Source organism: Paenibacillus sp. PastF-3 (assembly GCF_029893135.1).
GTDB lineage: Bacteria > Bacillota > Bacilli > Paenibacillales > Paenibacillaceae > Paenibacillus_AQ > Paenibacillus_AQ nitricinens.
Genome location: NZ_JARXWM010000002.1, coordinates 94,617 through 119,064 on the forward strand (window position 1 = coordinate 94,617; position 24,448 = coordinate 119,064).

22 protein-coding genes are annotated in these 24,448 nt (G+C 44.2%); all 22 read right to left on the reverse strand.

Annotated features, from left to right (window positions below; all coding sequences use genetic code 11):
- Nucleotides 1-8: 8 nt before the first annotated feature.
- Nucleotides 9-596 carry a CDP-diacylglycerol--glycerol-3-phosphate 3-phosphatidyltransferase gene (gene pgsA, locus M2444_RS04350; protein ID WP_094870274.1) on the reverse strand — a complete coding sequence of 196 codons (588 nt, stop codon included), beginning with the start codon at nucleotides 594-596 and terminating at the stop codon, nucleotides 9-11.
- 152 nt (nucleotides 597-748) lie between these two features.
- Nucleotides 749-1,240: a YajQ family cyclic di-GMP-binding protein gene (locus tag M2444_RS04355; protein ID WP_094870275.1), complete on the reverse strand. Its 492-nt coding sequence runs from the start codon at nucleotides 1,238-1,240 to the stop codon at nucleotides 749-751.
- 202 nt (nucleotides 1,241-1,442) lie between these two features.
- Entirely contained in the window at nucleotides 1,443-1,604 is a 162-nt protein-coding gene (locus M2444_RS04360) for a hypothetical protein (RefSeq protein WP_179281593.1), read from the reverse strand.
- 80 nt (nucleotides 1,605-1,684) lie between these two features.
- Nucleotides 1,685-2,647: a helix-turn-helix domain-containing protein gene (locus tag M2444_RS04365; protein ID WP_094870276.1), complete on the reverse strand. Its 963-nt coding sequence runs from the start codon at nucleotides 2,645-2,647 to the stop codon at nucleotides 1,685-1,687.
- 41 nt (nucleotides 2,648-2,688) lie between these two features.
- The gene (locus M2444_RS04370) at nucleotides 2,689-3,456 is read right to left on the reverse strand and encodes a DUF3388 domain-containing protein (protein ID WP_042128818.1); all 768 of its coding nucleotides are present in this window, start codon (nucleotides 3,454-3,456) and stop codon (nucleotides 2,689-2,691) included.
- A 176-nt stretch (nucleotides 3,457-3,632) separates the two neighbouring features.
- On the reverse strand, nucleotides 3,633-3,896 hold the full coding sequence (locus tag M2444_RS04375; protein ID WP_094877312.1) for a DUF3243 domain-containing protein: 264 nt from the start codon (nucleotides 3,894-3,896) through the stop codon (nucleotides 3,633-3,635).
- Between the two features lie 136 nt (nucleotides 3,897-4,032).
- On the reverse strand, nucleotides 4,033-4,761 hold the full coding sequence (gene ymfI / locus M2444_RS04380) for an elongation factor P 5-aminopentanone reductase (protein ID WP_280786617.1): 729 nt from the start codon (nucleotides 4,759-4,761) through the stop codon (nucleotides 4,033-4,035).
- Between the two features lie 39 nt (nucleotides 4,762-4,800).
- Nucleotides 4,801-6,081, reverse strand: a complete 1,281-nt coding sequence (yfmH, locus tag M2444_RS04385) for an EF-P 5-aminopentanol modification-associated protein YfmH (protein ID WP_094877311.1) — start codon at nucleotides 6,079-6,081, stop codon at nucleotides 4,801-4,803.
- A gap of 2 nt (nucleotides 6,082-6,083) precedes the next feature.
- The gene (gene yfmF / locus M2444_RS04390; protein ID WP_094870278.1) at nucleotides 6,084-7,361 is read right to left on the reverse strand and encodes an EF-P 5-aminopentanol modification-associated protein YfmF; all 1,278 of its coding nucleotides are present in this window, start codon (nucleotides 7,359-7,361) and stop codon (nucleotides 6,084-6,086) included.
- Nucleotides 7,362-7,498: 137 nt separating this feature from the next.
- On the reverse strand, nucleotides 7,499-8,365 hold the full coding sequence (sleB, locus tag M2444_RS04395; RefSeq protein ID WP_094870303.1) for a spore cortex-lytic enzyme: 867 nt from the start codon (nucleotides 8,363-8,365) through the stop codon (nucleotides 7,499-7,501).
- Nucleotides 8,366-8,986: 621 nt separating this feature from the next.
- Complete coding sequence (locus M2444_RS04400; protein WP_094877309.1) at nucleotides 8,987-11,647, reverse strand: FtsK/SpoIIIE family DNA translocase; 2,661 nt, start codon at nucleotides 11,645-11,647, stop codon at nucleotides 8,987-8,989.
- Nucleotides 11,648-11,725: 78 nt separating this feature from the next.
- Nucleotides 11,726-11,938, reverse strand: a complete 213-nt coding sequence (locus M2444_RS04405) for a YlzJ-like family protein (protein ID WP_042128829.1) — start codon at nucleotides 11,936-11,938, stop codon at nucleotides 11,726-11,728.
- A complete protein-coding gene (locus tag M2444_RS04410) occupies nucleotides 11,935-12,714 on the reverse strand; it encodes a ClpP family protease (protein ID WP_179281594.1) in 780 nt (259 codons plus the stop codon). Before M2444_RS04410 ends, M2444_RS04405 begins: the two co-directional genes overlap by 4 nt.
- 215 nt (nucleotides 12,715-12,929) lie before the next feature.
- A complete protein-coding gene (locus M2444_RS04415) occupies nucleotides 12,930-14,609 on the reverse strand; it encodes a ribonuclease J (protein ID WP_042189403.1) in 1,680 nt (559 codons plus the stop codon).
- A gap of 509 nt (nucleotides 14,610-15,118) precedes the next feature.
- Nucleotides 15,119-15,994, reverse strand: coding sequence for a 4-hydroxy-tetrahydrodipicolinate synthase (gene dapA, locus M2444_RS04420; RefSeq protein WP_094877307.1), 876 nt, complete (start codon nucleotides 15,992-15,994; stop codon nucleotides 15,119-15,121).
- Nucleotides 15,995-16,007: 13 nt separating this feature from the next.
- A complete protein-coding gene (gene dapG / locus M2444_RS04425; RefSeq protein ID WP_094870282.1) occupies nucleotides 16,008-17,231 on the reverse strand; it encodes an aspartate kinase in 1,224 nt (407 codons plus the stop codon).
- A 354-nt stretch (nucleotides 17,232-17,585) separates the two neighbouring features.
- Nucleotides 17,586-18,182, reverse strand: coding sequence for a dipicolinate synthase subunit B (locus M2444_RS04430; RefSeq protein WP_042189406.1), 597 nt, complete (start codon nucleotides 18,180-18,182; stop codon nucleotides 17,586-17,588).
- A gap of 1 nt (nucleotide 18,183) precedes the next feature.
- Nucleotides 18,184-19,080 (reverse strand): dipicolinate synthase subunit DpsA, encoded by an 897-nt coding sequence (gene dpsA, locus M2444_RS04435; protein ID WP_094870283.1) that lies wholly within the window; start codon nucleotides 19,078-19,080, stop codon nucleotides 18,184-18,186.
- A gap of 198 nt (nucleotides 19,081-19,278) precedes the next feature.
- The gene (dut, locus tag M2444_RS04440; protein ID WP_179283695.1) at nucleotides 19,279-19,725 is read right to left on the reverse strand and encodes a dUTP diphosphatase; all 447 of its coding nucleotides are present in this window, start codon (nucleotides 19,723-19,725) and stop codon (nucleotides 19,279-19,281) included.
- A complete protein-coding gene (locus M2444_RS04445) occupies nucleotides 19,700-20,968 on the reverse strand; it encodes a M16 family metallopeptidase (protein ID WP_094870285.1) in 1,269 nt (422 codons plus the stop codon). Before M2444_RS04445 ends, dut begins: the two co-directional genes overlap by 26 nt.
- A gap of 76 nt (nucleotides 20,969-21,044) precedes the next feature.
- The gene (locus M2444_RS04450) at nucleotides 21,045-22,028 is read right to left on the reverse strand and encodes a polysaccharide deacetylase family protein (protein ID WP_280786395.1); all 984 of its coding nucleotides are present in this window, start codon (nucleotides 22,026-22,028) and stop codon (nucleotides 21,045-21,047) included.
- Nucleotides 22,029-22,276: 248 nt separating this feature from the next.
- Nucleotides 22,277-24,379, reverse strand: coding sequence for a polyribonucleotide nucleotidyltransferase (gene pnp / locus M2444_RS04455; protein ID WP_094877303.1), 2,103 nt, complete (start codon nucleotides 24,377-24,379; stop codon nucleotides 22,277-22,279).
- Nucleotides 24,380-24,448: the final 69 nt, after the last annotated feature.

The window sequence follows — 24,448 nt, forward strand, 5'->3', positions numbered from 1 at the left end:
TATAATGCTTAAGCATTATGCAGCTGTAATAGCTCCTTATTCTTCACAAAATAATCAATTCCAGAGTAGATAGTGATCAAGGCTGCAGCCCAGATGGCAATATCGTCTACAGGAATGCTGACGAATTGAAATGGGAAATTATTCAACAACAGCAGTGAGATCGCTACAATTTGTACAACCGTCTTTATCTTCCCCCATTTGCTGGCGGCAACCACTTTTCCTTCTAACAATGCTATCTGGCGAAGCCCGGTTACTGCGAACTCACGACTAATGATAACAATTGCGATCCATGAATCACATCTGCCCAATTCCACAAGTGAAATCAGAACTGCGGAAACTAACAGCTTGTCCGCTAACGGATCAAGGAGCTTACCGAGATTGGTGACCATATTATATTTCCTAGCTATGTAGCCGTCTATTCCATCTGTACTCGCAGCAAGCAAAAAGATTACAGCTGCTACCAAATGATTAACAGATAGCTGAAAAGAGCCCCAATGTATCGGTTCTGGATAAAAGCTGAAATCCACCAGCAAAAAAAACATCATAATCGGGATTAGGCAAATACGTGATAGCGTGATGCGGTTGGGTAAATTCACTGAAGTTCCTCCCCTAAATCGTTCATACAAATTGCCTGGATCAGGCTCATCTTTTTCTACTTAAGCAAGTATATTATAGCTATAAATAGGTGTCAAAAAAAATACAAAGCACCCCGCATATGGTGCTGAAGTGCACTGCGGGGTACCAATTTCTATTTCATGTTCATGAATTGCAAATCTAGTGGCAAATCGGCTTTACGTAAGATCTGGATAATTTGCTGCAAATCATCACGGTTCTTACCGGTTACACGGATCTGATCTCCTTGGATCTGGCTCTTCACCTTCAATTTCGAGTCACGAATCAGGATATTAATCTTTTTCGCGTTCTCCTGATCAATCCCTTGCTTAAGACCTAAGCGCTGACGAACACTTCCCAGGGAAGCAGGCTCTACTTTGCCGAAATCCAAGTTCTTCAGCGTGATGCCTCTCTTCACCATCTTCGATTGTAAAATATCAATAACAGCGTTTAACTTATATTCGTCCTCAGAGGCGATAATAAGTGCGTCTTTCTCCAGCTTCAGACTACTCTTGCTATTCTTAAAGTCAAAGCGGTTGTCAATTTCTTTCTCTGTTTGGTGGATCGCATTGGTTAATTCCTGCATATCCATTTTAGATACGATATCAAATGAACTTTCTGAACTCATAACTACACGTCCTTTGTACTTTTTAGTCTGCTACTATTATAAAAGAATGATACCCTTAAGTCTAATATTGGATAATATGTACCTCACCCGACACAGAAAACAGCCCCACATAGTGGAGCTTTTCCTTCGAAATGAGTTGTGTTTCAGGTAGAAATAGGTCTCCAATGGAAGATATCCCTTGGAGACGCACATTCTAAATTCTCTATCTGCTTCGAAGCGGGCTCCGAAACATATCCAGAATTCCAAGCACAATATGTGCAAGACCGAACCCGAGAATTCCATAACCCCAAGCACTTGGTGTCATATAGTATCCGATAAGACTGACAATAACCCCAAGTCCAGCTACAATCCAGCTAACAATCATGAACGCACACCCCACTTTGGCTAAGAAACTGGAAACACTCTTATGTTCCCCGCAAAGCCAAAGTCTATGCATCATTTTTCTTATTGGCCTGTTTCATTAGTCTGGTCGGTAGTATCGGTGGTACCTTCATTCTGGGTCGTTTCACTTCCAGTACCATCATCCAGATTAAGTAGCAGACGAGATGATGTCTTTTCATCTGTAATTACTTGTCCATTGACAGTAATCTCAGTAGCTGGTGAATAACCAGATTTAATATACATTCCTTCACTTCCAAGCACAAAGCTCATACGATTTCCAGCCGCTGTGTTTCCAAATGAAAGTTTTTCACCTTTAGAGTTCTCACCTTTATACACCTCAAGCCAGCTTACTCCAGTAGCAGAAATTTCAACCTTCACTTCACTTCCAGCCGGAGCTGAAACCTTGAATTTTGTTGTTTTCCCTGCTTTCCCATCCGGTGTAACTGTAATGGATTGCGGGGAAGGTGTAGGTGTTGGTACTGGCGTAGGCTCTGCTGTAGGTTCCGTTGTTGCTTCTGTTCCTGCCGAAGAAGTTGGCGCCACAACGCCTCCTCCTGAAGCCGGTGGAGATGTTTGGGCTGTCGTAGGATCCTGCTGTTCGTTCGTCAGATTTGTCTGATCAATCTGAGCAGGGTCCGGTTTGTTCAAGCTAGAAGCATAAATGTAAATCACAACAATAATCAATATTGGAAATGTCCACATTAACACTGTTGGCAGCCATTTTGCATTCCGTTCTGTTTCTGGTCTACGGCTCCGTTTTTGAATCACCGTTTCCATGGCTGTGTCTTCGGGAGGGGCTGGTACATTCCCATGCTCCTCAAGCAGTTCGTCAGGGCTCATCCCTACTGCCTCTGCGTACGTTTTGATAAACGCCCTAACATAAAAACTTCCTGGAAGCACCTTATAATCTCCAGACTCGATGGCTTCCAAATACTTTTTGCGAATTTTCGTTACTTCCTGGACATCGTCAAGACTCATCCCTTTTTGCAGACGCGCCTCTTTCAATTGCCGGCCCAGTTCCGACATACCATCACCTCCTGTAAATTTCAATGAATATCATTGGTGTTCTATAAATCATCACTGTAGCTAGTCGTGAACGACTCGTACAATATTTCTTCATTTGGATTATTGCGAAGCTCGATAATAATATCAAAATCATCAAAGGTATACTCAGATTCCCGCACAAAAATATCTGGATGCTCGATCACTTTCGTGCTTGGCATACTCATAACATTTTGTAATAAATTATAATGCTTCTCATTAGAGCGGATCGTACTAACAATACCATCAATAATAAATACATTATGCGGGTTCATCTCATCTTCTGCTAATTGACTTCGCACCGTCTGACGTAAAAGTGTCGAAGAAACGAACGTCCACCGCTTCATCGCACACACACTGCCAGCAATGATCGATTCCGTCTTTCCTACACGGGGCATACCTCGAAGTCCTATTACCTGATTTCCATCTTTTTTAAACAGTTCCCCGAGAAAATCGACCAATAGTCCAAGCTCATCCCGGGTGAAACGAAACGTCTTCCGATCATCTGAATCCCGTTCAATATATCGCCCATGGCGCACAGCCAGCTTGTCTACGAGTCTTGGAGACCGCAGAGCTGAAACTGTAATATTATCAACTTTCTTGAGCATTTCGCCCATTAGCATTATTTTGTCATCGTCATTGGTCTCCAGCAACATTCCGCGAGTCTTTCCTTCAACGCCATTAATCGTCAGAATGTTGACTTCTAGCATCCCTAACATTGAAGCGATATCACCAAGCAGACCGGGTCTGTTCTTGTGAATCTTGTATTCCATATACCATTGTTTATATTCCACTTGTACACCTCATAGATTCCTTTTCCCGCACTTTGATATACATCAAAAAAATGCCGTTCAGACAAAGCGGTCTGAAACACGGGTCATGTTAATGATATATAAAATAAAAATGAAAGGCAAGGTCAGTCCTGTAATAATTGCAGAAAAGCTCCCACAAGGGGAGCTTTTCCGCAAGCTTAGGCGTGATTTTTCGCCAACTTGACCATGAGTTTAGCAATCGTCTGCTTTTCTTCATCGTTGCCGACGTCCCATAGCTCTTTGATTGCACGGTTTTGAGTGTTTGCTGGATCCACTTTTTCATCGAGGAATTCCCCAATTTCAAAAGCCAGCTTTGAGATTGTGTCTTCGCTCATCCCAAGTTTCTCCGCCTGTACAACTCGGTTTCCCAGGAATTTCTTCCAGGTGTCAAAGTTTTTGATTACGCTATCTTCTTGTGTCATCTTAAATCCTCCTTCATGTTTACGGTCAAACACCTGCATACAGGCTGTAAGCCGCCTTACGTGAGATTTAAAAACAACACTTATAATATGTCTTAGAAGCTAAGTTATTATGCTGGAGCTTTTCTCCAACTGAAGATCAGGTAATCCATCCACCATTTGGACTAATAATTTGGCCAGTAATATACCCGGACTCAGGCAAAGCCAAAAAATAAATTAGTGAAGATATTTCATTAGGCGTAGCCAAACGCCCTACTGGAATCTCATCCTCCAGCATACGGACTTCATCCTCCTGTAAATTGGACAACATGTTCGTATTAACCGCTCCTGGAGCTACCGCGTTAACCGTTACACCAGATGGAGCCAGCTCTTTTGCTAAAGCTTTTGTAAAGGCATTCACTCCGCCTTTGCTAGCCGAATAAGCTACTTCGCAAGAAGCTCCAGTGATTCCCCAAACGGAAGAAACGTTGATGATACGACCATAACGTTGTGATACCATGTAAGGCATGAAGATTTGACTGCACATAAAGGTTCCCTTCAAGTTAATGGACATAATGTCATCCCATTCCTCTTCGGTCACGTCAGCGAGCATTCCGTAATGCGATTTACCGGCGTTATTGACGAGAATATCCGGCTGCATCCCATTACTCTCAAGCTTTTCAGCCATACGTACAATCTGACTACGATCCTTCATATCGGCGTTTACTGTCATTACCTTTGCCCCAAAGGCCATGCAACGCCGCGCGACATCATTCGCAGCTTCATGTGAGTGTTTGTAATGAATAACTATATTCATCCCCACAGAAGCAAATCGTTCCGCAATGGCGCCGCCGATCCCTCCGCTTCCCCCTGTAATGAGCACTGTCATTTCCCCTAGTGGTTTGCTGCTCTCTCCCAAAACGCTCACCTAAGGACTCACCACCAATGAAACGGCAAGCTGTTCCCATTTTACATGGGCTTGCAGACGCTCGTTAACTTCCGCCAAAGTAATCGACTCATACATAGGCAGAACTTCAAACAGGTCACCACCGCGGAACTGGTAGCGTGTAAACTCATGTGCAATACTTTCAGGGGAATTAAGCATACGCAAATATCCGCCTATTTTCTTTTTCCGTGCCCGCTCGAAATCCTTCTCCGTAAAGCCAGACTTTAAGATTAGATCTACTTCTTCTTTAATTCGGTTTAACAGCAGATCAGGATCCTTCGTATCCCCACCCATTGCAGAAAAAGCATACTGCGGAGAACTATTAAATTCATGTCCAAAGCTGTCCGAGATCAATTCCTCATCATATAACTTTTGATACAACGCTGTGCTACTGCCTACCAACAAATCGAGCATTAGCTTCGTTATCAGATCGCGTTTTAGAGAAGCCTCACCTGTTAGATCTTCTACTTTTTCCTTAAAACCAAACATGATTTTCGGCATCGAAACAGCAAGCTTGCTTTCTAGCCGTTTTGTAGCGACTTGTTCGGGTTCATCTTCAAAAATACGCTTGATTTCACCCTGCTTGCCGTAGGTTTTACCTTTTTGGTTAGCGCGAATCAAGGAGAATACTTTCTCCGGGTCCACACCCCCAACCACGAACAACAACATATTGCTAGGGTGATAAAAAGCGTTATAACATGTGTACAGCGTTTCTTTCGTGATCGTACTAATCGATTCTACCGTACCTGCAATGTCAATCCGAACCGGGTGTTTCGAATACATTGCTTCAATAAGGCCAAAATACACGCGCCAGTCCGGATTATCAGCATACATATTGATTTCTTGTCCAATAATTCCCTTTTCCTTTTCTACATTTTCATCTGTAAAATAAGGTCGCTGAACAAAATCAACGAGCGTACTAAGATTGGTCTCTATATTCTCTGTTGCTGAGAAAAGATAAACGGTCTGATCAAAGCTTGTAAAAGCATTGGCCGAGGCTCCATTTGAAGCAAAGGTAGCAAAAATATCGCCTTCCGGCTCTTCAAACATCTTGTGCTCTAAAAAGTGAGCAATACCATCAGGAACAGTGGTCTCTTCTCCACCTGCGACATGAAAATGGTTGTCAACAGAACCGTATTTAGTTGCAAATGTAGCATAAGTCTTTTTGAAGGTTGGTTTCGGCAACACATATACCTGAAGTCCGTTATCCATGACCTCATGATAAATGGTCTCTTGAAGTCTGTCGTAATGAATTTGTTCCATCGTTATTCCTCCTTTCCTGTCAAGAAATAAATCGTATCCAGCTGAAAGGTTTCGGCAGCGGCTTTTACATCTTCAGCACCGATTTGTTCCACCTGCCCCAATAGCTGATCCGCTGTCCGTTCTTTTCCTGACAACTGGCGGTTGAAGTCGTAAGAGATCATTTCAAAAGCAGAATCCGGAATCTCGGAAAGCTGATTGCGGATCATAGCTTTGGTCTGACTCAGTTCCAGATCACTGATATTGCCAGCTTTCATCTCTTCCAATTGCTTCTCTATAATGTCCACGGCTTTGCCGTAATTTTGCGTTTCGATGCCGGATTGAATCGTTCCAATGCCCTTGTGGCCGTCATAACGAGACGAAGCATAGTAGGCAAGGCTTGCCTTCTCACGTACATTCACGAAGAGTTTAGAGTGTGGATACCCTCCTAATATACCGTTGTACATAATCGCGGAAGCGTAATTATCATCCTTATAAGTAATAGAGGTACGCAGGCCCAGGTTCAACTTGCCCTGACTGACATCCAGCTTCTCTTCTACAGTCCGTACCTCATTAACCGATACTGGTATGAACTTAGAGCTATATAAGCCCACCTCGGACTGAACCCGGCCGAAATGACGCTGTACAAGCTGTTCTACTTCCTCAGTGGTTGTGTCACCCACTACATAAAGATCAAGGATGGCTTCATCCAGCCAGGAATTATACGATTCATACAAACTTTTCGGAGTGATTTGATCCAGGTCCGCTCTTTGACCCAGAGGGTGAAGACGGTATGGCTCCTTGCGGCACATTTCCTCAATACAGCGTTCAGCGGCGTAACGTATCTTGTCATTTACGATAGACTCCAGCTTCTTGCGAACGGTTTCACGCTCTGTTGCAACATACGAAGGCCGGAAGCTGCCGTCTTCAACTAATGGACGAGTCAGTACTTCACCTAAGAAAGCGAAGGATTGTTCAAGTAAGCTCTCCTGGCTTTGCACAAAAGAGTCATTAATCGTATCCATGCGGAACTGAACGATTTGATAATCGCCTCTTTTATAAATATCAAACCCGAACCCAGCGCCATACAGCTCCTCCAGACGCTCGCGGAATTGCGTAGTCTCAGGATAAGTCGCGGTACCTCTGCGAAGCACGAATGGAGCCAGTGCAGTAGAGGTTACTGTATTCTCATCAAGAGGGATCCCTGCATAAAGTGAGATCGCGTAGGTCTTGAACGCCTTGGTTGGCATAACGTGAATGCGCAAGCCTCCTACGGTGCCATGCTGAAATACATTATTAGTCAAGTCCAAAACTCCTTTACGGCGTGGATAGTTGCTCTACATCATGTTTATGAATTATTAACCATTCTAAACCATTCCAAAGTAAGGAAGCAACCGGAAGCCTCTTCCCGGTTGCTCTTTGAATTCTCTATCCTACTGTTCTACATACAGAAAATATGCTGACCTATCGTCTTAACCTGAGGCCGGCTCCAAATCCATTTTGAGGTAGCCGTTTTAGGGTTGAAGTAATACAGGCATCCTCCGGATGGATCCCAACCACTGAGTGCTTGCTGTACTGCCTTACGTGCTTGCTCATTTGGCTCCAGATAGATTTGGCCATCGGCTACAGCTGTAAATGCTCTCGGTTGAAAAATAACACCTGACGGCGTATTCGGGAAACTAGGTGATTTCACACGATTTAAAATGACCGCAGCCACAGCAACCTGACCTTCAAAAGGCTCACCTCTGGCTTCTCCATACACGGCATTGGCCATGATCTTCAGATCATTCTCCGATAAACCCATCGAATTGCCTGAAGACAACCCTGGAGAATTCGATTTATCTGTCGTATTTGTTTTATTGCCAGTGTTTCCCTCTGCTGTCTTATTTCCCGTGCCCGTAGAAGGCTCAGTCGGCTTCCAGTTCTTCGTGGCGTTATACAGCTTCAGCTTCGTTTTGGCACCTACAATGCCATCAGACTTCATTCCGAACTTCCATTGAAACCAAGTGACTGCATTCTTCGTTTTCGGCCCAAACTGACTGTCTATTTTTCCGGCATAATAACCTAAATGCTTCAATCGTCCCTGCAATTCATAGACATCCTGACCCGTGGACCCAAGCTTAATGGGTGTTGTACTGAAAGCCGGCAAGGCTTCTTCGTCAGGATTATTTAACTCGTGGACAAATGACGCAGCAGCACTTTGCTTGGTCTGAACAATGCCATTCCCCTTGAAAAACGTTCCTGCAAACGGCGCGGCAGCAAGTGCAAGAGTTAAAGCAGCAAATATCCACATCTTTTGTTTCTTCATAGGGTTCGCTCTACCTTTCTTTTGTAAGTTCTGCATGGATGGCTAAAGTTATTATGACGACTGTCAGCGCATCCTATGCATTACTAAAAAGAAGAAATAGCTTCCCATTGTAATTGAGAATGATTATCAACTATAATCGAAATAAGAAAACCATGGAGTTGATATGAATCATGAATTTAAAGGACACATTTTACTGTGGAACCACGTATTAATTGAAATTATAGATATACGTCATACTTCTCAACCTTTTAGTGATATGAATTCACAATAGTCCAAGTAACAGGTTCGCACTTTAGGGAAAAACTCCCTGAAAATAGTGGATATTCTCTGATAATGAATGGAATTAGGGAATTCCTCCCTAAAAATCAGGCCAATTCCTTTATTTATTACCAAAATTAATAAATTATAGGGAGCTTTTCTCTAATTGTAATTCTGAGGGCCATAATATCAGTATTTCAGGGAGAAATTCCCTAATTCTTTAATGCAGCTTTACAAAGACCATTATTTGAAGGGGCGTTTACACTTCTTCAGCAGAGTAAGGGGCGGTGCCCAAGTAGTACAAACTACTTGAGCACCGCCCCTTCTCACTGTCTATTAAATGCTAGAACTGACTTGTCCAGCTTAAGAACTGATCTTGTTATGCTGATATTGCTCCAGTGACACAAGCACCTCACGCGGCTTGCTGCCCTCGTATGGCCCAATGACCCCACGAGCCTCCATGGAGTCAATCAAACGGGCTGCACGGGTGTAACCAACCCTCATCCGGCGCTGTAGAAGCGAGACCGAAGCCTGCTTCGCTTCAAGCACGATCGTTACGGCCTGCTCATATAACTCATCCTGAGGTTCCTGATCTTCTGCGATTGTGTCATCTACCTCTGGAACAATAGACTCATCATATTCTGCTTCCCCTTGACTGCTGACATATTGAACGATCGTCTCAACCTCCTGATCGCTCATAAAAGCACCCTGTACTCGAATCGGTTTAGAAGCCCCCATCGGTAAGAACAGCATGTCTCCTCGACCCAAAAGCTTCTCCGCGCCTGGCATATCTAGAATGGTTCGAGAGTCTACATTGGACGACACACCAAAAGCTATACGAGAAGGAATATTAGCCTTAATCAAACCTGTAATGACATCTACAGAAGGACGCTGGGTAGCGATAATTAGATGAATACCAGCTGCACGCGCCATCTGTGCGAGTCGACAGATAGCATCCTCTACATCGTTAGCGGCAACCATCATCAAATCCGCAAGCTCGTCCACAATAACAACAATATAAGGAAGAATAGCCGCTGGATTCTCAGCCATCAGCTTATTATAGCCTTCCATGTTCCGTGTTCCCGATTTGGAGAAGAGTTCATACCTTTTCTCCATTTCCACAACGATCTTCTTTAAAGCTAAGCTCGCCCGCTTCGGATCAGTAACCACTGGAGCCAGAAGATGCGGAATCCCATTATAGACATTCAGCTCTACCATCTTCGGGTCCACCATCAGGAATTTGACTTCATCAGGTTTAGCTTTGTATAAAATACTCGTAATAATCCCGTTAATACAAACCGATTTACCAGAACCCGTTGCACCAGCCACCAATAAATGGGGCATCTTCGCTAAATTACCGATAATTGTCTGACCCGAAATATCACGTCCAAAGGCAATCGATAATCTGGACTCTGCTTCCTGAAAGATCTGTGTTTCCATAACTTCACGCATAGTAACAACAGACACTTCGGAATTTGGCACCTCTATTCCAATTGCTGATTTACCCGGAATGGGTGCTTCCATACGTATATCTTTGGCAGCAAGAGCAAGTGCAATGTCATCCGTCAGATTAACAATACGGCTAACCTTAACACCAATATCCGGCTGAATTTCATACCGTGTAACCGCTGGACCTCTAACTACTTCAAGAACCTTTGCCCTTACTCCAAAGCTCTCAAGTGTAGCTTCTAGCTTACGGGCTGTCTGCATATAATCATTCTGATCTCCCGCTTTGCCGCTGTTGTTAGGTTTAGCAAGAAGACGGAAAGATGGCAGCTTATAAGGCTTTGGTGGAGGTGGTGCTGGTGGTGCAGGAACGATCTCGCCATCCGGAGTAGCACTTAGCAATCCATTCAAGTCTATGTTCACATTCTCCTCAGGCTCATCTGAAATCTGTTGATGAATTGGATTAGCCCCAGTAACAGGAGCTTTGCTAGTAACACCACGAGCCGCTGGAGAGAATTCACTCCAATCCTCCCTATCTTCCTCATTCAACCCTTCTGAGCGGATATGCTCAAAGAAGTCGCGGATAATTGGCGTCACAGGTTCCATATCCATATCTGCATCATCAAAATCCTGATGAATATCCTCAAGTGAAGTCACACGACTATCTACTGAAAGCCCGGAAATGATCGGACCGTGCGAAGCACTTGTTACAATTGGACCTTGATCATCATTCCCAGAATCAGCTTCCGCCTCTGAACGGGTGGAGCCTGAGAACCAACCGGATATTTTTTTCAAAAGAACAGGTTGCTTGCGGTTAGGTAAATATCGATCGTCTTCTTCCTCTTCGTCATCTTCTTCATAGACAGGCTGCTTCACCTGCCGAGTCTTAGCCTGGGCAGCTGATTTAGAAGGTCTAGCCGCTACCGGGACTGCCTTCGGACGGTTTGCCGCATGGAGACGAATCCCCTCCACAAACTTAACCGTACGAACTCGTAATAGAGTAATAATCTCTACATAAGAGAGATTTGTAATTAACATAAAGCTGATGGCAAGCATAACTATCATGAGCAGCTTAGCGCCCAGACTACCAAAGAGCCACAGCAGCGCAGCATACTCCAACCCGCCGATATATCCACCACTTATATCCTTACCCAGCATATAGACATTACTATTGTTAACACCAGGCGAAAGAGATCCCGAAAGATCATTATGTATTTGTGTCATCACGTTGCCAGGATGGAGCAAGGACAACGGGCCAAGCTTCTGCTCCATTGCAGAAATCGTACTCATAAGGCACATGGAAAGCAGAAGCAAAAGCACGCCTGTATGCCGACTGTTCCAAGAAGAAGGCCATCTTCGATGGATCATAACCATAAGCCCATAAAAAATACCAATAAGCGGCAACACAAAATAAAATCTCCCTAATAAATAACCCGCCATACTTGAAAGTGACCGCCCTACCGCCGCTTCACCGGACAGAGCAATAACGGATATCGTTATTAGTAAAATTCCATAAATTTCATATTTTAAAACGCTGCCGAGCAGCGCTTTTTTCTTTTTCTTTTTTCGTTTAGCCACGCCAGCCACCCCCGGAACAACATTATACCATATAATGGCGTGGCGTACCTATGTTCTCTTTTGTCAAAAATTGAATCTTTATGTTAACGTAATTATCGCTCCTGGAGAGAACGACGGATCCAAATATCGCTCCAAAGGACAATCCAGCAATCTAACTATGCGCGCGCGTCCTTCCTCCATCGGCTCAACCTGCATGAGCATCCCTTGAACACTTACTTCTCGCGTTGTAGCGTAATTATTAAAGGCACCCTCCCACACCTGTTCCATCGACATTATCGTGTAGAGTGTCATTGCGTAAGCCCTCCCGAAATCGCTGCTGTAGGCGCTGCAGAGAAATCTCCACCAATCATCCGGTTAAGATGCGCTAAGGCAGCTCCGATCCCGCCCACCTCATCCATGAGACCATATTTAACGGCGTCCAACCCCCCAACGGCTGTTCCAATATCACGATTGAGCTCACCTGTCTTAAACATGAGATCACGGAACTGTTCTTCAGAAATCCGAGAATGAGAAGTAACGAATTTCACTACACGCTCCTGCATTTTTTCCATGTATTCGAACGTCTGTGGCACTCCAATTACTAAACCATTCATACGAATCGGATGTATCGTCATCGTTGCACTTTCCGCAATAATTGAATACGTAGAGGATACAGCGATCGGAACGCCAATACTATGGCCCCCTCCAATGACTACTGTTACCGTTGGTTTAGAGAGCGAAGAAATCATTTCGGCAATCGCTAGACCAGCTTCTACATCTCCACCAACCGTATTTAAAATAATAAGCAGACCTTTAATATTCTTATTCTGTTCAGCTGCCACCAGCTGGGGAATGATATGTTCGTATTTTGTCGTTTTGTTCTGAGGAGGCATTACAATATGGCCTTCAATCTGACCGATGATCGTTATGCAAAAGATATCCGGTTCACCAGTAGGTACCGCTGTTTGTCCAAGCTCTTTCAGTGCACCCATTGTCGTGGGCGGCATATTTTCATTTGTACTTGGATTTCCCTCTTGTGGTATAACTTCCTCATTCTTTGCTCCATTTGATCCATTCATGTAGTTCATCTTCGCAGCTCTCCCTTTTCTTATGCAGCTCTGGTCTGCTATAGCCTTACTAACTTTCATTAGTATGACATTTCAGGGCCCCGCATTATGCAAAGCTCTCCTCATGATATAAATATAAACAATACAAAAACCCCTTTTCCCGTAGAAACCGTCCAATATTTCCGGGGAAAAGGGGCCAATGCCCAAGCTATATATTTATTTAAGGAGAATTCTCCTCACACTTCCATGATAATTGGCAAAATCATCGGTCTACGACGCGTTTGCTCATATAAGAAACGACCGAGTGAATCTTTTACGCTTGTTTTAAGCGATGCCCACTCATTTACTTTCTCACTCATCAGGCGCTGCAGTGTACTGGAAACAATTCGGTTCGCTTCGTCAAGCAGTCCTTCGGACTCACGGACATAAACGAAACCACGAGAAATGATGTCAGGTCCGGAGACAATTGCACCATTCTGTTTGCTTAGTGTAACTACGACAACCAAAATACCATCTTGAGACAGCAACTTACGGTCACGCAATACAATATTACCTACATCACCTACACCCAGACCGTCAATCAATACGTTACCAGCCGTTACTTTACCAGCTTTACGAGCGGCACCGCCTTGAATTTCCACAATCTCACCGATTTCAGTGATGAAAATGTTCTGAGACTCTACGCCTACGGATTCTGCCAAAAGCGCATGTTTGCGTTGCATACGGTATTCACCGTGAATTGGAATGAAATATTTAGGTTTCATCAGATTGAGCATAAGCTTAAGCTCTTCCTGGCTACCGTGACCGGATACGTGAACGCCAGAATTGGAACCGCTATAGATTACGTTAGCGCCAAGACGGAACAATTCATCAATGGTACGACCTACATATTTCTCGTTACCTGGTACCGGTGTTGCTGCAATAATAACAGTATCACCTGGCAAGATATCTACTTTACGATGACTGGAACGTGCCATACGGGTCAATGCAGACATTGGCTCGCCTTGGGATCCTGTGCAAAGAACAACGACACGGTTCGCTGCCATTCTGTTCATTTCTTCAGGCTCGATCAGCATACCGTCAGGTACGTTCAGATATCCAAGCTCAGAAGCAATAGATACAACGTTTACCATACTACGGCCAATTACTGTAATTTTACGACCTGTGGATTCTGCCGCATTAACCACTTGCTGAATACGGTGCACATTGGAAGCAAAGGTTGCTACAACGACACGTTGTTCAGCTTTGCGGAAAATATCTTCCAGAACAATACCGACATTCTTTTCAGATGGGGTAAAGCCTGGTTTCTCAGCATTTGTACTATCCGACAAAAGAGCAAGCACGCCCTTCTGACCAATTTCAGCCATCCGATGCAAATTTGCAAATTGACCGTTGACTGGAGTGTGGTCAAATTTGAAATCTCCCGTATGAACTACGTTACCCTCCGGTGTTTCGATGCACACACCGACGGAATCAGGAATACTGTGATTGGTTCTGAAGAAAGTAACTTTGAGTGAACTTCCCAGTTGAATTTCTGAATCTTCATTGATCAGAATCCGTTTGGTGTCACCCAGTAAGTTCGCTTCCTTCAATTTGTTTTCTACAAGTCCTAATGTAAGTCTTGTTCCGTAAACCGGAACATTCAAATTCTTCAGGACATATGGGAGACCACCGATGTGATCCTCGTGTCCGTGGGTAAGTACAATTCCTCTTACCTTGTCACGGTTCTCTGTCAAATAAGAGATATCAGGAATTACAATATCAATACCGAGCATATCTTCTTCCGGGAACTTAAGTCCCGAATCCACGACTACAATGTCAGCTCCATATTGAATGACATACATGTTTTTCCCGATTTCTCCGACTCCGCCCAATGCGAAAATCATCAATTTATCGTTGTTGTTTTTTTTGGACAAATGAATCTAACCCTCCTATGATGTTGGACGTCATACTTTTATTGGTAAATATTGAACTTCGATTATTTCAGCGGCGCTGAACACATTCTTCAAACAGCTGATAGCTTCCTAATTAACAAGGATATTCCTGATATCTGTAAAATGCGCAATGCGAAAGCTCCCGATTCCGGGCAGTAAAGTTCATATTGAAACGGACAAATGCCGTCAAAATTCACCGTCGCGCCCCTCGCGCGAAGACATTTCAATCATTTACACAGACTCATCTTGGGACCTATCCTGTCTCACAATGTAAACCATTGACGGAAGATTACCGCATATTTAATTTTAACCGCACCCAGTCACTTAAGATCATTATACATGATTTTTTTGGCAAAAGACAAGTCACCCTATCTCGTATCCAAATTCTTTCCTTAAATGTGACCCATTATTTTAGCAAAATATAATAAATATAAAAACCGGCTCTCCACAGGAGAAGCCGGTTTAAACACAAGAATATCATTGTTCAGCACTTAGTGAAATAGCGCTTCAATAAAGGCCGCTTCCGCTTCCGTAGGTGAAATAAGCGGCAATCTGACGCCTCCAACAGGCAGACCCTTCAGAGTTAAAGCATATTTGACCGCGGAAGGATTCGGTAGCGGTTGCGGGCATTCGAATAATCCCTTAAAAATTGGGAACAGTTTCCGATGAATCTCTGCCGCTCGCTGCACATTTCCGGAGCTGTATGCATAGATCATTTCTGACATCTGTGCACCAACCACATGACTAGCTACGCTGATAATTCCGTATCCACCTACGGCTAGACTAGCTAAGCCCGCTGAATCATCACCAGTATATACACGGAAGTCATCGGCACACGCAGAAGCGATAAGTGTCACTTGATCGACAGATGCACATTCTTTTGTCGCAACAATATTCGAAATTTCTGCAAGTCGAAGGGTTGTGTCTACGCTCATACTCACACCCGTGCGACCGGGAACATTATACAGCATAACTGGTAATGAAGTCTCCGAAGCAATCGTAGAAAAATGCTGATAGAGCCCTTCCTGATTAGGCTTATTGTAATAAGGAACGACCAAAAGTACGCCGTCCACACCTATTTTCTCCGCTTCCTTCGTGAGGTGAATAGAGTGCTTCGTGTTATTACTGCCTGTTCCAGCAATAATTTTACAGCGACCATTCGCCTTCTCTAGTACGAAAGAAAACAGCTGCAGTTTCTCCTCATCACTTAACGTAGGGGATTCCCCAGTTGTGCCACAGACAACCAAAGCCTCTGATTTCTGTTCCTCAATTAAATAATCGACAAGCTGTGAAGTTACATCCCAGTTGATTTCTCCATCCCCGTCAAAGGGAGTTACCATGGCTGTTATTAATCTTCCGAAATCCACTTTGAATTCCTCCTTAGCGGTGCAATTCAAACATAGCGTGCAGCGAACGCAGGGACTGCACCATATCCTCTTTCTTCACCAGCACCCAAATCGTTGTATTCGAATCTGCGGATTGGAGAATCTGAATATTTTGTGAGCTAAGTGCCTCAACGATACGAGCCATAATACCAGGCACACCATTAATTCCGCCTCCGATAACGGAAACTTTTGCACAACCTGATAAACTCTTAGGACGCAGGCCCAATTGCTGAAGAACTGAGATGGCCTTTTCTGATTTGTCATCGAACACAGTATAAAGAGCTTCCGTAGGTGTTACATTAATAAAATCAACGCTTATTCCGTTGTCAGCCATACTTTTAAAAATTTGCAGTTGAACGCCCGTACCATTTCCATCTGGACACTCCACAGAAATCTGTGTGACGTTGCTGACATATGCAATCCCTGTTACGAAGCGATCTACAATGCCGCCAGACTGAATGTCGTTGAATCCTTCTGGATTCGTAACCAGCGTTCCTTCATTCTCAGAAAATGTTGAACGAACACGTACTGGAATTTGTGCCTGCATAGCAATCTCAACCGCACGCGGATGGATGACCTTTGCTCCTTGATGAGCCATATTACAAATTTCTGTATAACTAACATAAGTTAACGGTTTAGCGTCTTCAACGATCCGCGGATCTGCTGTAAGAATCCCATTAACGTCTGTATAGATATCAACCATATCTGCATGAAGAGCAGCACCCAGTGCAGTCGCAGAGGTATCACTTCCTCCACGTCCTAAAGTCGTCAAATCACCCGCTTCAGTCTGTCCTTGGAACCCTGTCACTATAACCACTTTACCTTCACGCAATTCGCGGAGAACTCGTTCAGGACGTACATCTAGAATTCTTGCATTGCCATAGTTGCTATCGGTCAAGAAACCAGCCTGAGCTCCCGTTAATACCGTAGAAGCAATCCCTTCATTCTCCAGCAATCCACAAAGTGTAGTCGCAGAGATAATCTCACCACAGCACATCAAGAGATCCTTCTCACGCTCTGGAAGTGAATCTCCATTCTGTACGGCCCAATCCAGCAGCGTATCCGTTGCATAAGGTTCTCCGCGTCTGCCCATAGCCGAAACAACGATGACCAGACTATAGCCACTAGCGAGCTCCCGTTTGACATTACGAATGACGTGCTCTCTAGCTTGCGGTGTTGAGAGTGATGTTCCTCCGAATTTTTGTACCAGAATACCCATGTATAATTCCTCCATTATTGTCAAAGCAAACACACTAATCGTTCGTAAATAGAATTCATTTCGTTTCTAATGAGAAATTCCTTTACAGTACGTAAGCTTATTTCTTAAGTAATTTTCTTTTAATTTGAAAAATGGTTGTACCGCCCTCGAACAGAGGACGGTAGCAGTAAGCTTATATTTTTTGGTAGCAATGATCTCAGCAATGGGTTTAGCAGATCTTGGCTTTGAGCGTTAACGACCGCGTCTATTGATTAAGAAGCAACTCCGACCAAGGCGGCATTTACCTTCTCATTGCTCATTTAGTGCATCTCCCCTTTTATTATCCGCAACTAGCTCCACCGATTCCGCCCTATTCTAGACGGAATGAAACTTTTCAATAATCATCGGCTGTAGTTGTTTACCTTGCAAAGCGGCATAGCAAGCTTCTGGGATAAGATCCATACGCGCTACTAACGAATTAGGTTTGCCCTCAGGGTTATCCTGTCCGAATGGCACAAAATAAATATGTTTAGCCACGAGAAGCTTTGCAATATTTGCGGCATTAAGACCTAAGCCATCATTGGTAGATATCGCGAGAACAAGTGGACGTCCATTGCGCATCTGCGATTTCGCAGCCATGAGCACTGGACTATCGGTCATAGCATTTGCCAATTTACTCGTTGTATTTCCAGTGCAAGGTGCTATGGTAAGCACATCCAGCAGCTTGGAAGGACCCAGCGGTTCCGCTTCAACAATTGTAGAAATGATATCATTACCTGTTATATCTTTCAACTGTTTTAGCCAATTTTGCGATGTTCCAAAGCGGGTGTCGGTGCCTAGTACGGATGCTGAAACTATGGGCACTACGTTTGCTCCTCCATCTACGAAGCGTTGAATTTGCGGCATTACCTCCGCAAATGTGCAGTGAGATCCGGTAATCGCATACCCTACTGTTTTTCCGTGCCAATCCATTTTATTCGTCCCCCTTGATTAAAGCCTCGTCCGATATCGACTGAACCAGCGCATTTGCCATAATAATCCCAGCGCTTTTAGGAGCTACAATGCCAGGGAGTCCAGGTGCCAGCATCGCTTTAATTCCTCTTTTCTCCGCATAACGAAAGTCACATCCACCTGGAGCGGAAGCCAGGTCAATAATTAAGCAATTCGGTGAGATACGTGAAAGCACTTGTGCGGTGATGATCATACTTGGAATCGTATTAAATATTAGATCAACATCCGGCACATGAAGCAACAGTTCACTGGTCATAAACGGCTTCCAGCCCATTTCCTCAGCACGTGCATAATGTTCCTGTTTTCTAACTCCGGCTTTGACACTAGCACCCAACCCTTGCAGGCTTCTTGCCATTGTAAAACCCGTTCTGCCCAAGCCCAGTACCATCGATTTGGAACTGTGAATGGTAAAATCCGTGTTCTGTATGGCCATAACCAATGCCCCTTCCGCTGTTGGGATGGAGTTGTAGATGGCTACATCATCACGATTAAGCAATTCAATTAACTTTAACGAATGCTTGGCGCACATGCCGCGTAAGTAGCTTTTAGCCATACCGCTATACACCAAACAATGGGGTGGCAGAGCAGCAAAATGTTCTTCCAAGAGCATCAAGCGTTCAGAAGAAAATAAAGCACTGATATTTCCTTCATCATCACAACCAATCGTAGGCAACACTAATACATCTGCATTACTAAGCAGCTCTACCGTCATCTGTTCCAGGCTCACCCCTGGGCAAGGGGTTTCCCATTTATCGAACCCGGCAGCGCTTACCGTCGCATCCAATTCCACACATTTCCGAATCACTTCAAGCTGTCTCGCGTCCCCGCCCAGGAACACGATCCTGACGCCAGTAAGCATAGGGATGACGCTCCTTTCAACATACACTATCGACTATAGAGCATCTTATGCTGGGCATTCTTAATGGGTGAAAAGCGGAGAAGAATTACCATGCAGGCTTAAATGTGTGAAACTTATAAATCGTCATATTCAAACGAAAAAAAAGCTCACGAATCACGCCGATTAGGCATAAATTCGCAAGCTTTTTAATAAGTCATATTATTTGCCAGTGTGACCGAAGCCTCCGGCTCCACGTTCTGTTTCGGATAAAGTATCTACTTCAACCAAAGTGACCACTGGAACCGCTTGAAACACCATTTGGGCAATACGCTCATTGCGAGCAATAGCAAATGGCTCTTGCCCTAGATTGATCAACAACACTTTGATCTCTCCACGATAATCTGCATCAATCGTTCCAGGTGTGTTCAAACACGTAATCCCATGCTTCAAGGCCAGTCCACTTCGTGGGCGAATCTGAGCTTCTAATCCGTCTGGCATAGCTAATGATATGCCTGTTGGAATTAATGCACGTTCTCCAGGAGCAAGCACGACTTCTCTTTCAACCGCGGCATAAAGATCATACCCGGAAGCCTGTTCTGACATTTTACAAGGAAGATTAACATCCTCGTTTCCAGCTAGTTTATTGATTTGTACGTAATAAGACAAGATCATCTCTCCTAACATTTGCAATAGCTTTATCTGTTGAACCTACCATCGCTAAAGAAAGCGGCTCAGCAAACATATTATCAAGCACACTGTTGATATTGTCCATCGTTACTAACTGAATCTTGGCGATCATATCGTCTAATGTGTTATGTTTTCCGAGCATGAGTTCATTTTTCCCAATCCGATTCATCCGGCTACTAGTGCTTTCCAGGCTAAGAATAAGGCTACCTTTAAGCTGCTCCTTGCCTTTTCGCAGTTCATCTTCACTAAGACCCTTAGTAGCAAGTTCGTACATCATTTCCTTAATTAGCTCTGTTACATCCTTAGTTTGCTTCGGTGCTGTTCCAGCATAGACCGTGAATAAACCAGAATCCGCCTGAGAACTGTGGTATGAATATACAGAATAAGCTAGGCCACGTTTTTCACGAATCTCTTGGAACATCCGTGAGCTCATCCCCCCACCAATGGCATTATTAATAAGCACCATAGCATATTGCATTGGGTCGCCAGAGCGGACCCCTGGTAAGGAAAGACAGATATGATTCTGTTCTGTTTTTTTGCGGTGAAACAACAAATCCCCATAATAATCCGGTGGAGTCAGCGGCGCAGATGTGCCATGATTAGCAAAAGAACCAAAATGCTGCTCCAGCAGCTCAATCAGTCCATCACTAATGTTCCCCGCTACACTAATTACCGTATTCTCAATCGTATACTGCTCCTTCATGTAAGCACGAAGATCATCTGGCTTCATTTCCATCAGCCGTTCCTTTAAGCCTAGGATAGAATACGCAAGCGGATGATCCTTGTAAGCAGCAGCACACATCAAATCATGCACAAGGTCGTCTGGTGTATCCTCGCACATAGAAATTTCCTCAAGGATGACGTTTTTTTCCTTCTCCAGCTCTTCAGCATCCATACGTGAACGGAAGAACATATCTGCTAACACATCTACTGCGATAGGCAGATGCTCATCCAATACCTTTGCATAATAGCAAGTATATTCCTTAGAGGTAAACGCATTTACATTGCCGCCAATAGCATCGAACTGCTCGGCAATATCCTTAGCACTATATCGGTCCGTACCTTTAAAAAGCATATGCTCTACAAAATGGGATATCCCGTTGTTTCCAGGGTGTTCATTCCGCGAACCTGTCTTCACCCAAATTCCAAATGATACGGACCGGCCGGTCGGAATTTTTTCCATCACTACTCGTAATCCATTGGATAATACTATTTTTTCCACTTCATGTCCTCCTGGCAATAGCCATGTTCTATCTAATTTAATACACGTGCCTATAATCCTACCAGAAATAGATCACTCACTCAACATCAGAGGGGATTAGACGCTCCGCTGACAGCGTTTGGCTGACTGTTCCTAGCTGTAACCCTTTTGCCTTTATCCCGCGTATCATGGCCTTCAGCGCCTTGGAGGATGAGGCAGTAGGATGCATAAGAACCAGTGTCCCGGATTCAGCTTTACTTGTGATTTTGGCAACTATAGATTCAGGAGAAGGATTGCGCCAATCCACCGTATCCACAGTCCAGAGTACAGTCTTTAAGCCCAAGCTGCTAGCAATTTCTACTGTCTCTTGATCGAAATCACCAGATGGAGGTGCGAACCATTTATTAGTGACTCCAAGTGATTCTTTTAGCAGCTTTTGCGTCTTTTCAATCTCAACTGTAGCACGCGCTCGACTTAAAGTACTCATATTGGGGTGGGTATAGGCGTGATTCTCCATCTCATGACCACGCTTTAACATTTCTGCAGCAAGCTCTGGATTCTTGCTCAGCCAGCTTCCATCCAGAAAAAACGTAACTTTCACGTTCTCTTCATCCAAAATATCCAGCATGGGCACGATATACTGATTCCCCCAAGCCACATTAATCATCAGTGATACCATCGGTTTCGCCGGATTTCCTCGATATATAGGTTCTGCTCCCAGTTCATTTAACGATACTTTTGGTTCGATCTGCCGATACACTAACTTTATGGGCTCTTTTGGTGCCAAAAGAGCATTCCGATAGGTACTCTCTACATCAATCTCAAGTCCGTTATAACCCGGAATGGCTCTCCACACCCGGTCAACCACTGCATCCACTGGAGGTGCATTTAGTTTGGCCGCGGCGGTCTCAATCCTCAGACGAAGATCGTTATTGGCCGCCTTAGGGATATCCATCCACACCGCAAGATCATCCTGCGGCTTCAATTGCACAAGCATGTCCTTGACTGGTCCCTGTGTGCTACCAATTCCTATCACGATTGCTACACAAGCAACCACTAATGCCACTTTTTCCGTCTTCATGACGACTTCCTCCCCGGTAGAAACGAATTTCAGGTTCGTTCCACACGATTACAAAGACACTTTGTCCCAATTTATGAGACAAGGGAGGAAATTATGTCATAAACAGATACAAGACTAATAGATAGGAATGTTTGCTACAGTTTTCCAACTTCTTTCATATAAAAAAAAGAGCCAGAACGCAAATCGCTTCTGTCTCTTTTAATAATGAAATTAGATCCCTTTTGTAAAGGTTATTACTAAGATCAAACTTACGCTTTAGCTCCAGTTTCCGAAGTCAACACCGCTTTACGAGACAGGTTAACCCGGCCTTGTGGATCGATCTCGGTAACTTTAACGGTAATGGTGTCACCAATAGCAACAACATCTTCTACCTTAGCTACACGCTCAGTGGACAATTGGGAAATGTGTACCAATCCGTCTTTGCCCGGAATCAGTTCAACAAATGCACCAAATTTCTCAATACGTCTAACTGTACCCACATAGATTTCTCCGACTTGTACTTCACGCACAAGACCTTCGATAATCGAACGAGCCTTTTGGATCATTTCTTCATCTGAAGAACCGATAAAGACACGGCCATCTTGTTCGATGTCGATTTTCACGCCGGTTTCTTCAATAATTTTATTGATAATCTTACCACCAGCACCGATAACATCACGGATTTTGTCCGGATTGATGTTGATAATAATGATTTTAGGAGCATATTTGGACAGATTAGGTCTTGGCGCAGAGATCGCTTCATTCATTTTGTCCAAGATGAACAGACGGCCTTCTTTAGCCTGTTGAAGTGCTTCCTGAAGAATGTTGCGGTCGATACCGGCAATCTTAATGTCCATTTGAATAGCTGTAACACCTTCTGCTGTACCAGCTACCTTGAAGTCCATATCTCCGAGATGATCTTCCATACCTTGAATATCCGTCAGGATGGAGACATGCTCTCCGTCTTTAATCAGCCCCATTGCTACTCCGGCTACTGGAGCTTTGATTGGCACACCAGCGTCCATCATAGCCAGAATACTGGCACAGATGCTTGCCTGGGATGTAGAACCGTTAGATTCAATCGCTTCTGATACTAGACGAATCGTGTACGGGAATTCAGTTTCACTAGGAATTACCTTGGATAATGCACGTTCTCCAAGTGCTCCGTGACCGATTTCACGTCGTCCTGGTGCTCTAAGCGGACGAGCTTCCCCTACGCTGAACGGCGGGAAATTGTAATGGTGCATGAAACGTTTCGTTTCAGTAGGATCGATTCCGTCGAGAATTTGCACATCACCTAGTGCTCCAAGGGTACAAACGCTAAGGATTTGTGTTTGTCCACGTGTGAACAGACCGGAACCATGTGTACGCGGCAACAGGCTTGTATCACATTCAATCGGACGGATTTCATCAAGTTTACGTCCATCTGGACGAACCTTATCATGCGTGATTAGACGTCTTACTTCATCCTTCACGATATCATGGAGGACTTCTTTAACATCTTTCAGAAGCTCCGGTGCTTCTATGTACTTCTCTACGAAATACGCAACCGCTTCATCATTAACGACATCAATCGCTTCCTGACGAGCATGTTTTTCAGCAATTTTAACGGCTTCCACCAGACGAGCCTCAGCAAATGCGCGGACCTCAGTATTCACGTCAGCATTCACTGTATGCAGCTTCACAGCCATTTTTTCTTTACCAGCCACTTTGACCAGTTCTTCGATGGTTGCAACGATCTTACGGATTTCATCATGACCGAACATAATCGCTTCGAGCATCACATCTTCCGTCACTTCGTTCGCTTCCGCTTCAACCATCATGATTGCTTCCTTCGTTCCAGCAACCACTACATAAATATCACTGATTGCTTGCTGAGCCATATCCGGATTGATCACAAATTCTCCATTAACCCGACCTACAGCAACGCCGCCGATTGGTCCATCAAAAGGCACATCGGAAATACTAAGTGCAGCTGAAGTACCGATCATAGCAGCAATATCTGGTGCGCAGTCCTGATCCACACTCATTACCATGTTCAATACCTGAACATCGTTACGGAATCCTTCAGGGAACAGTGGTCTGATTGGACGGTCTGTCAAACGGCTTGACAGAATCGCTTTCTCACTTGGTCTGCCTTCCCGTTTAATAAATCCGCCAGGAATTTTACCTACTGCATATAATCTTTCCTCATAGTTAACTGTAAGGGGGAAAAAATCCAGATCCTTTGGCTCTTTCGAAGCCGTAACGGTACATAATACCGAAGTATCCCCATAACGCACCATAACGGCTGCGTTTGCTTGTTTAGCTAGACGGCCCGTTTCCAGCACAAGGCGTCTTCCGCCTAGCTGCATTTCTACACGTTTTTCCATAAATACCTCCTTGAATAGTAGTAGACCCGCAATCAAATATAGCAGGTTCACAAATAGATCTAATGAATC

What these genes read in the sequence shown, in the direction of transcription:
- M2444_RS04365 (WP_094870276.1), bottom strand. Translation starts at nt 2,647, where the DNA reads ATGTCGGAACTGGGCCGGCAATTGAAAGAGGCGCGTCTGCAAAAAGGG.
- pnp (WP_094877303.1), bottom strand. Translation starts at nt 24,379, where the DNA reads ATGGAAAAACGTGTAGAAATGCAGCTAGGCGGAAGACGCCTTGTGCTG.
- yfmH (WP_094877311.1), bottom strand. Translation starts at nt 6,081, where the DNA reads ATGGAACAAATTCATTACGACAGACTTCAAGAGACCATTTATCATGAG.
- M2444_RS04355 (WP_094870275.1), bottom strand. Translation starts at nt 1,240, where the DNA reads ATGAGTTCAGAAAGTTCATTTGATATCGTATCTAAAATGGATATGCAG.
- M2444_RS04405 (WP_042128829.1), bottom strand. Translation starts at nt 11,938, where the DNA reads ATGACACTCTACACGATAATGTCGATGGAACAGGTGTGGGAGGGTGCC.
- M2444_RS04375 (WP_094877312.1), bottom strand. Translation starts at nt 3,896, where the DNA reads ATGACACAAGAAGATAGCGTAATCAAAAACTTTGACACCTGGAAGAAA.
- M2444_RS04450 (WP_280786395.1), bottom strand. Translation starts at nt 22,028, where the DNA reads ATGAAGACGGAAAAAGTGGCATTAGTGGTTGCTTGTGTAGCAATCGTG.
- M2444_RS04430 (WP_042189406.1), bottom strand. Translation starts at nt 18,182, where the DNA reads ATGGATTGGCACGGAAAAACAGTAGGGTATGCGATTACCGGATCTCAC.
- dapG (WP_094870282.1), bottom strand. Translation starts at nt 17,231, where the DNA reads ATGGGTATTCTGGTACAAAAATTCGGAGGAACATCACTCTCAACACCG.
- dpsA (WP_094870283.1), bottom strand. Translation starts at nt 19,080, where the DNA reads ATGCTTACTGGCGTCAGGATCGTGTTCCTGGGCGGGGACGCGAGACAG.
- M2444_RS04410 (WP_179281594.1), bottom strand. Translation starts at nt 12,714, where the DNA reads ATGAACTACATGAATGGATCAAATGGAGCAAAGAATGAGGAAGTTATA.
- sleB (WP_094870303.1), bottom strand. Translation starts at nt 8,365, where the DNA reads ATGAAGAAACAAAAGATGTGGATATTTGCTGCTTTAACTCTTGCACTT.
- ymfI (WP_280786617.1), bottom strand. Translation starts at nt 4,761, where the DNA reads ATGACAGTGCTCATTACAGGGGGAAGCGGAGGGATCGGCGGCGCCATT.
- M2444_RS04360 (WP_179281593.1), bottom strand. Translation starts at nt 1,604, where the DNA reads ATGATTGTTAGCTGGATTGTAGCTGGACTTGGGGTTATTGTCAGTCTT.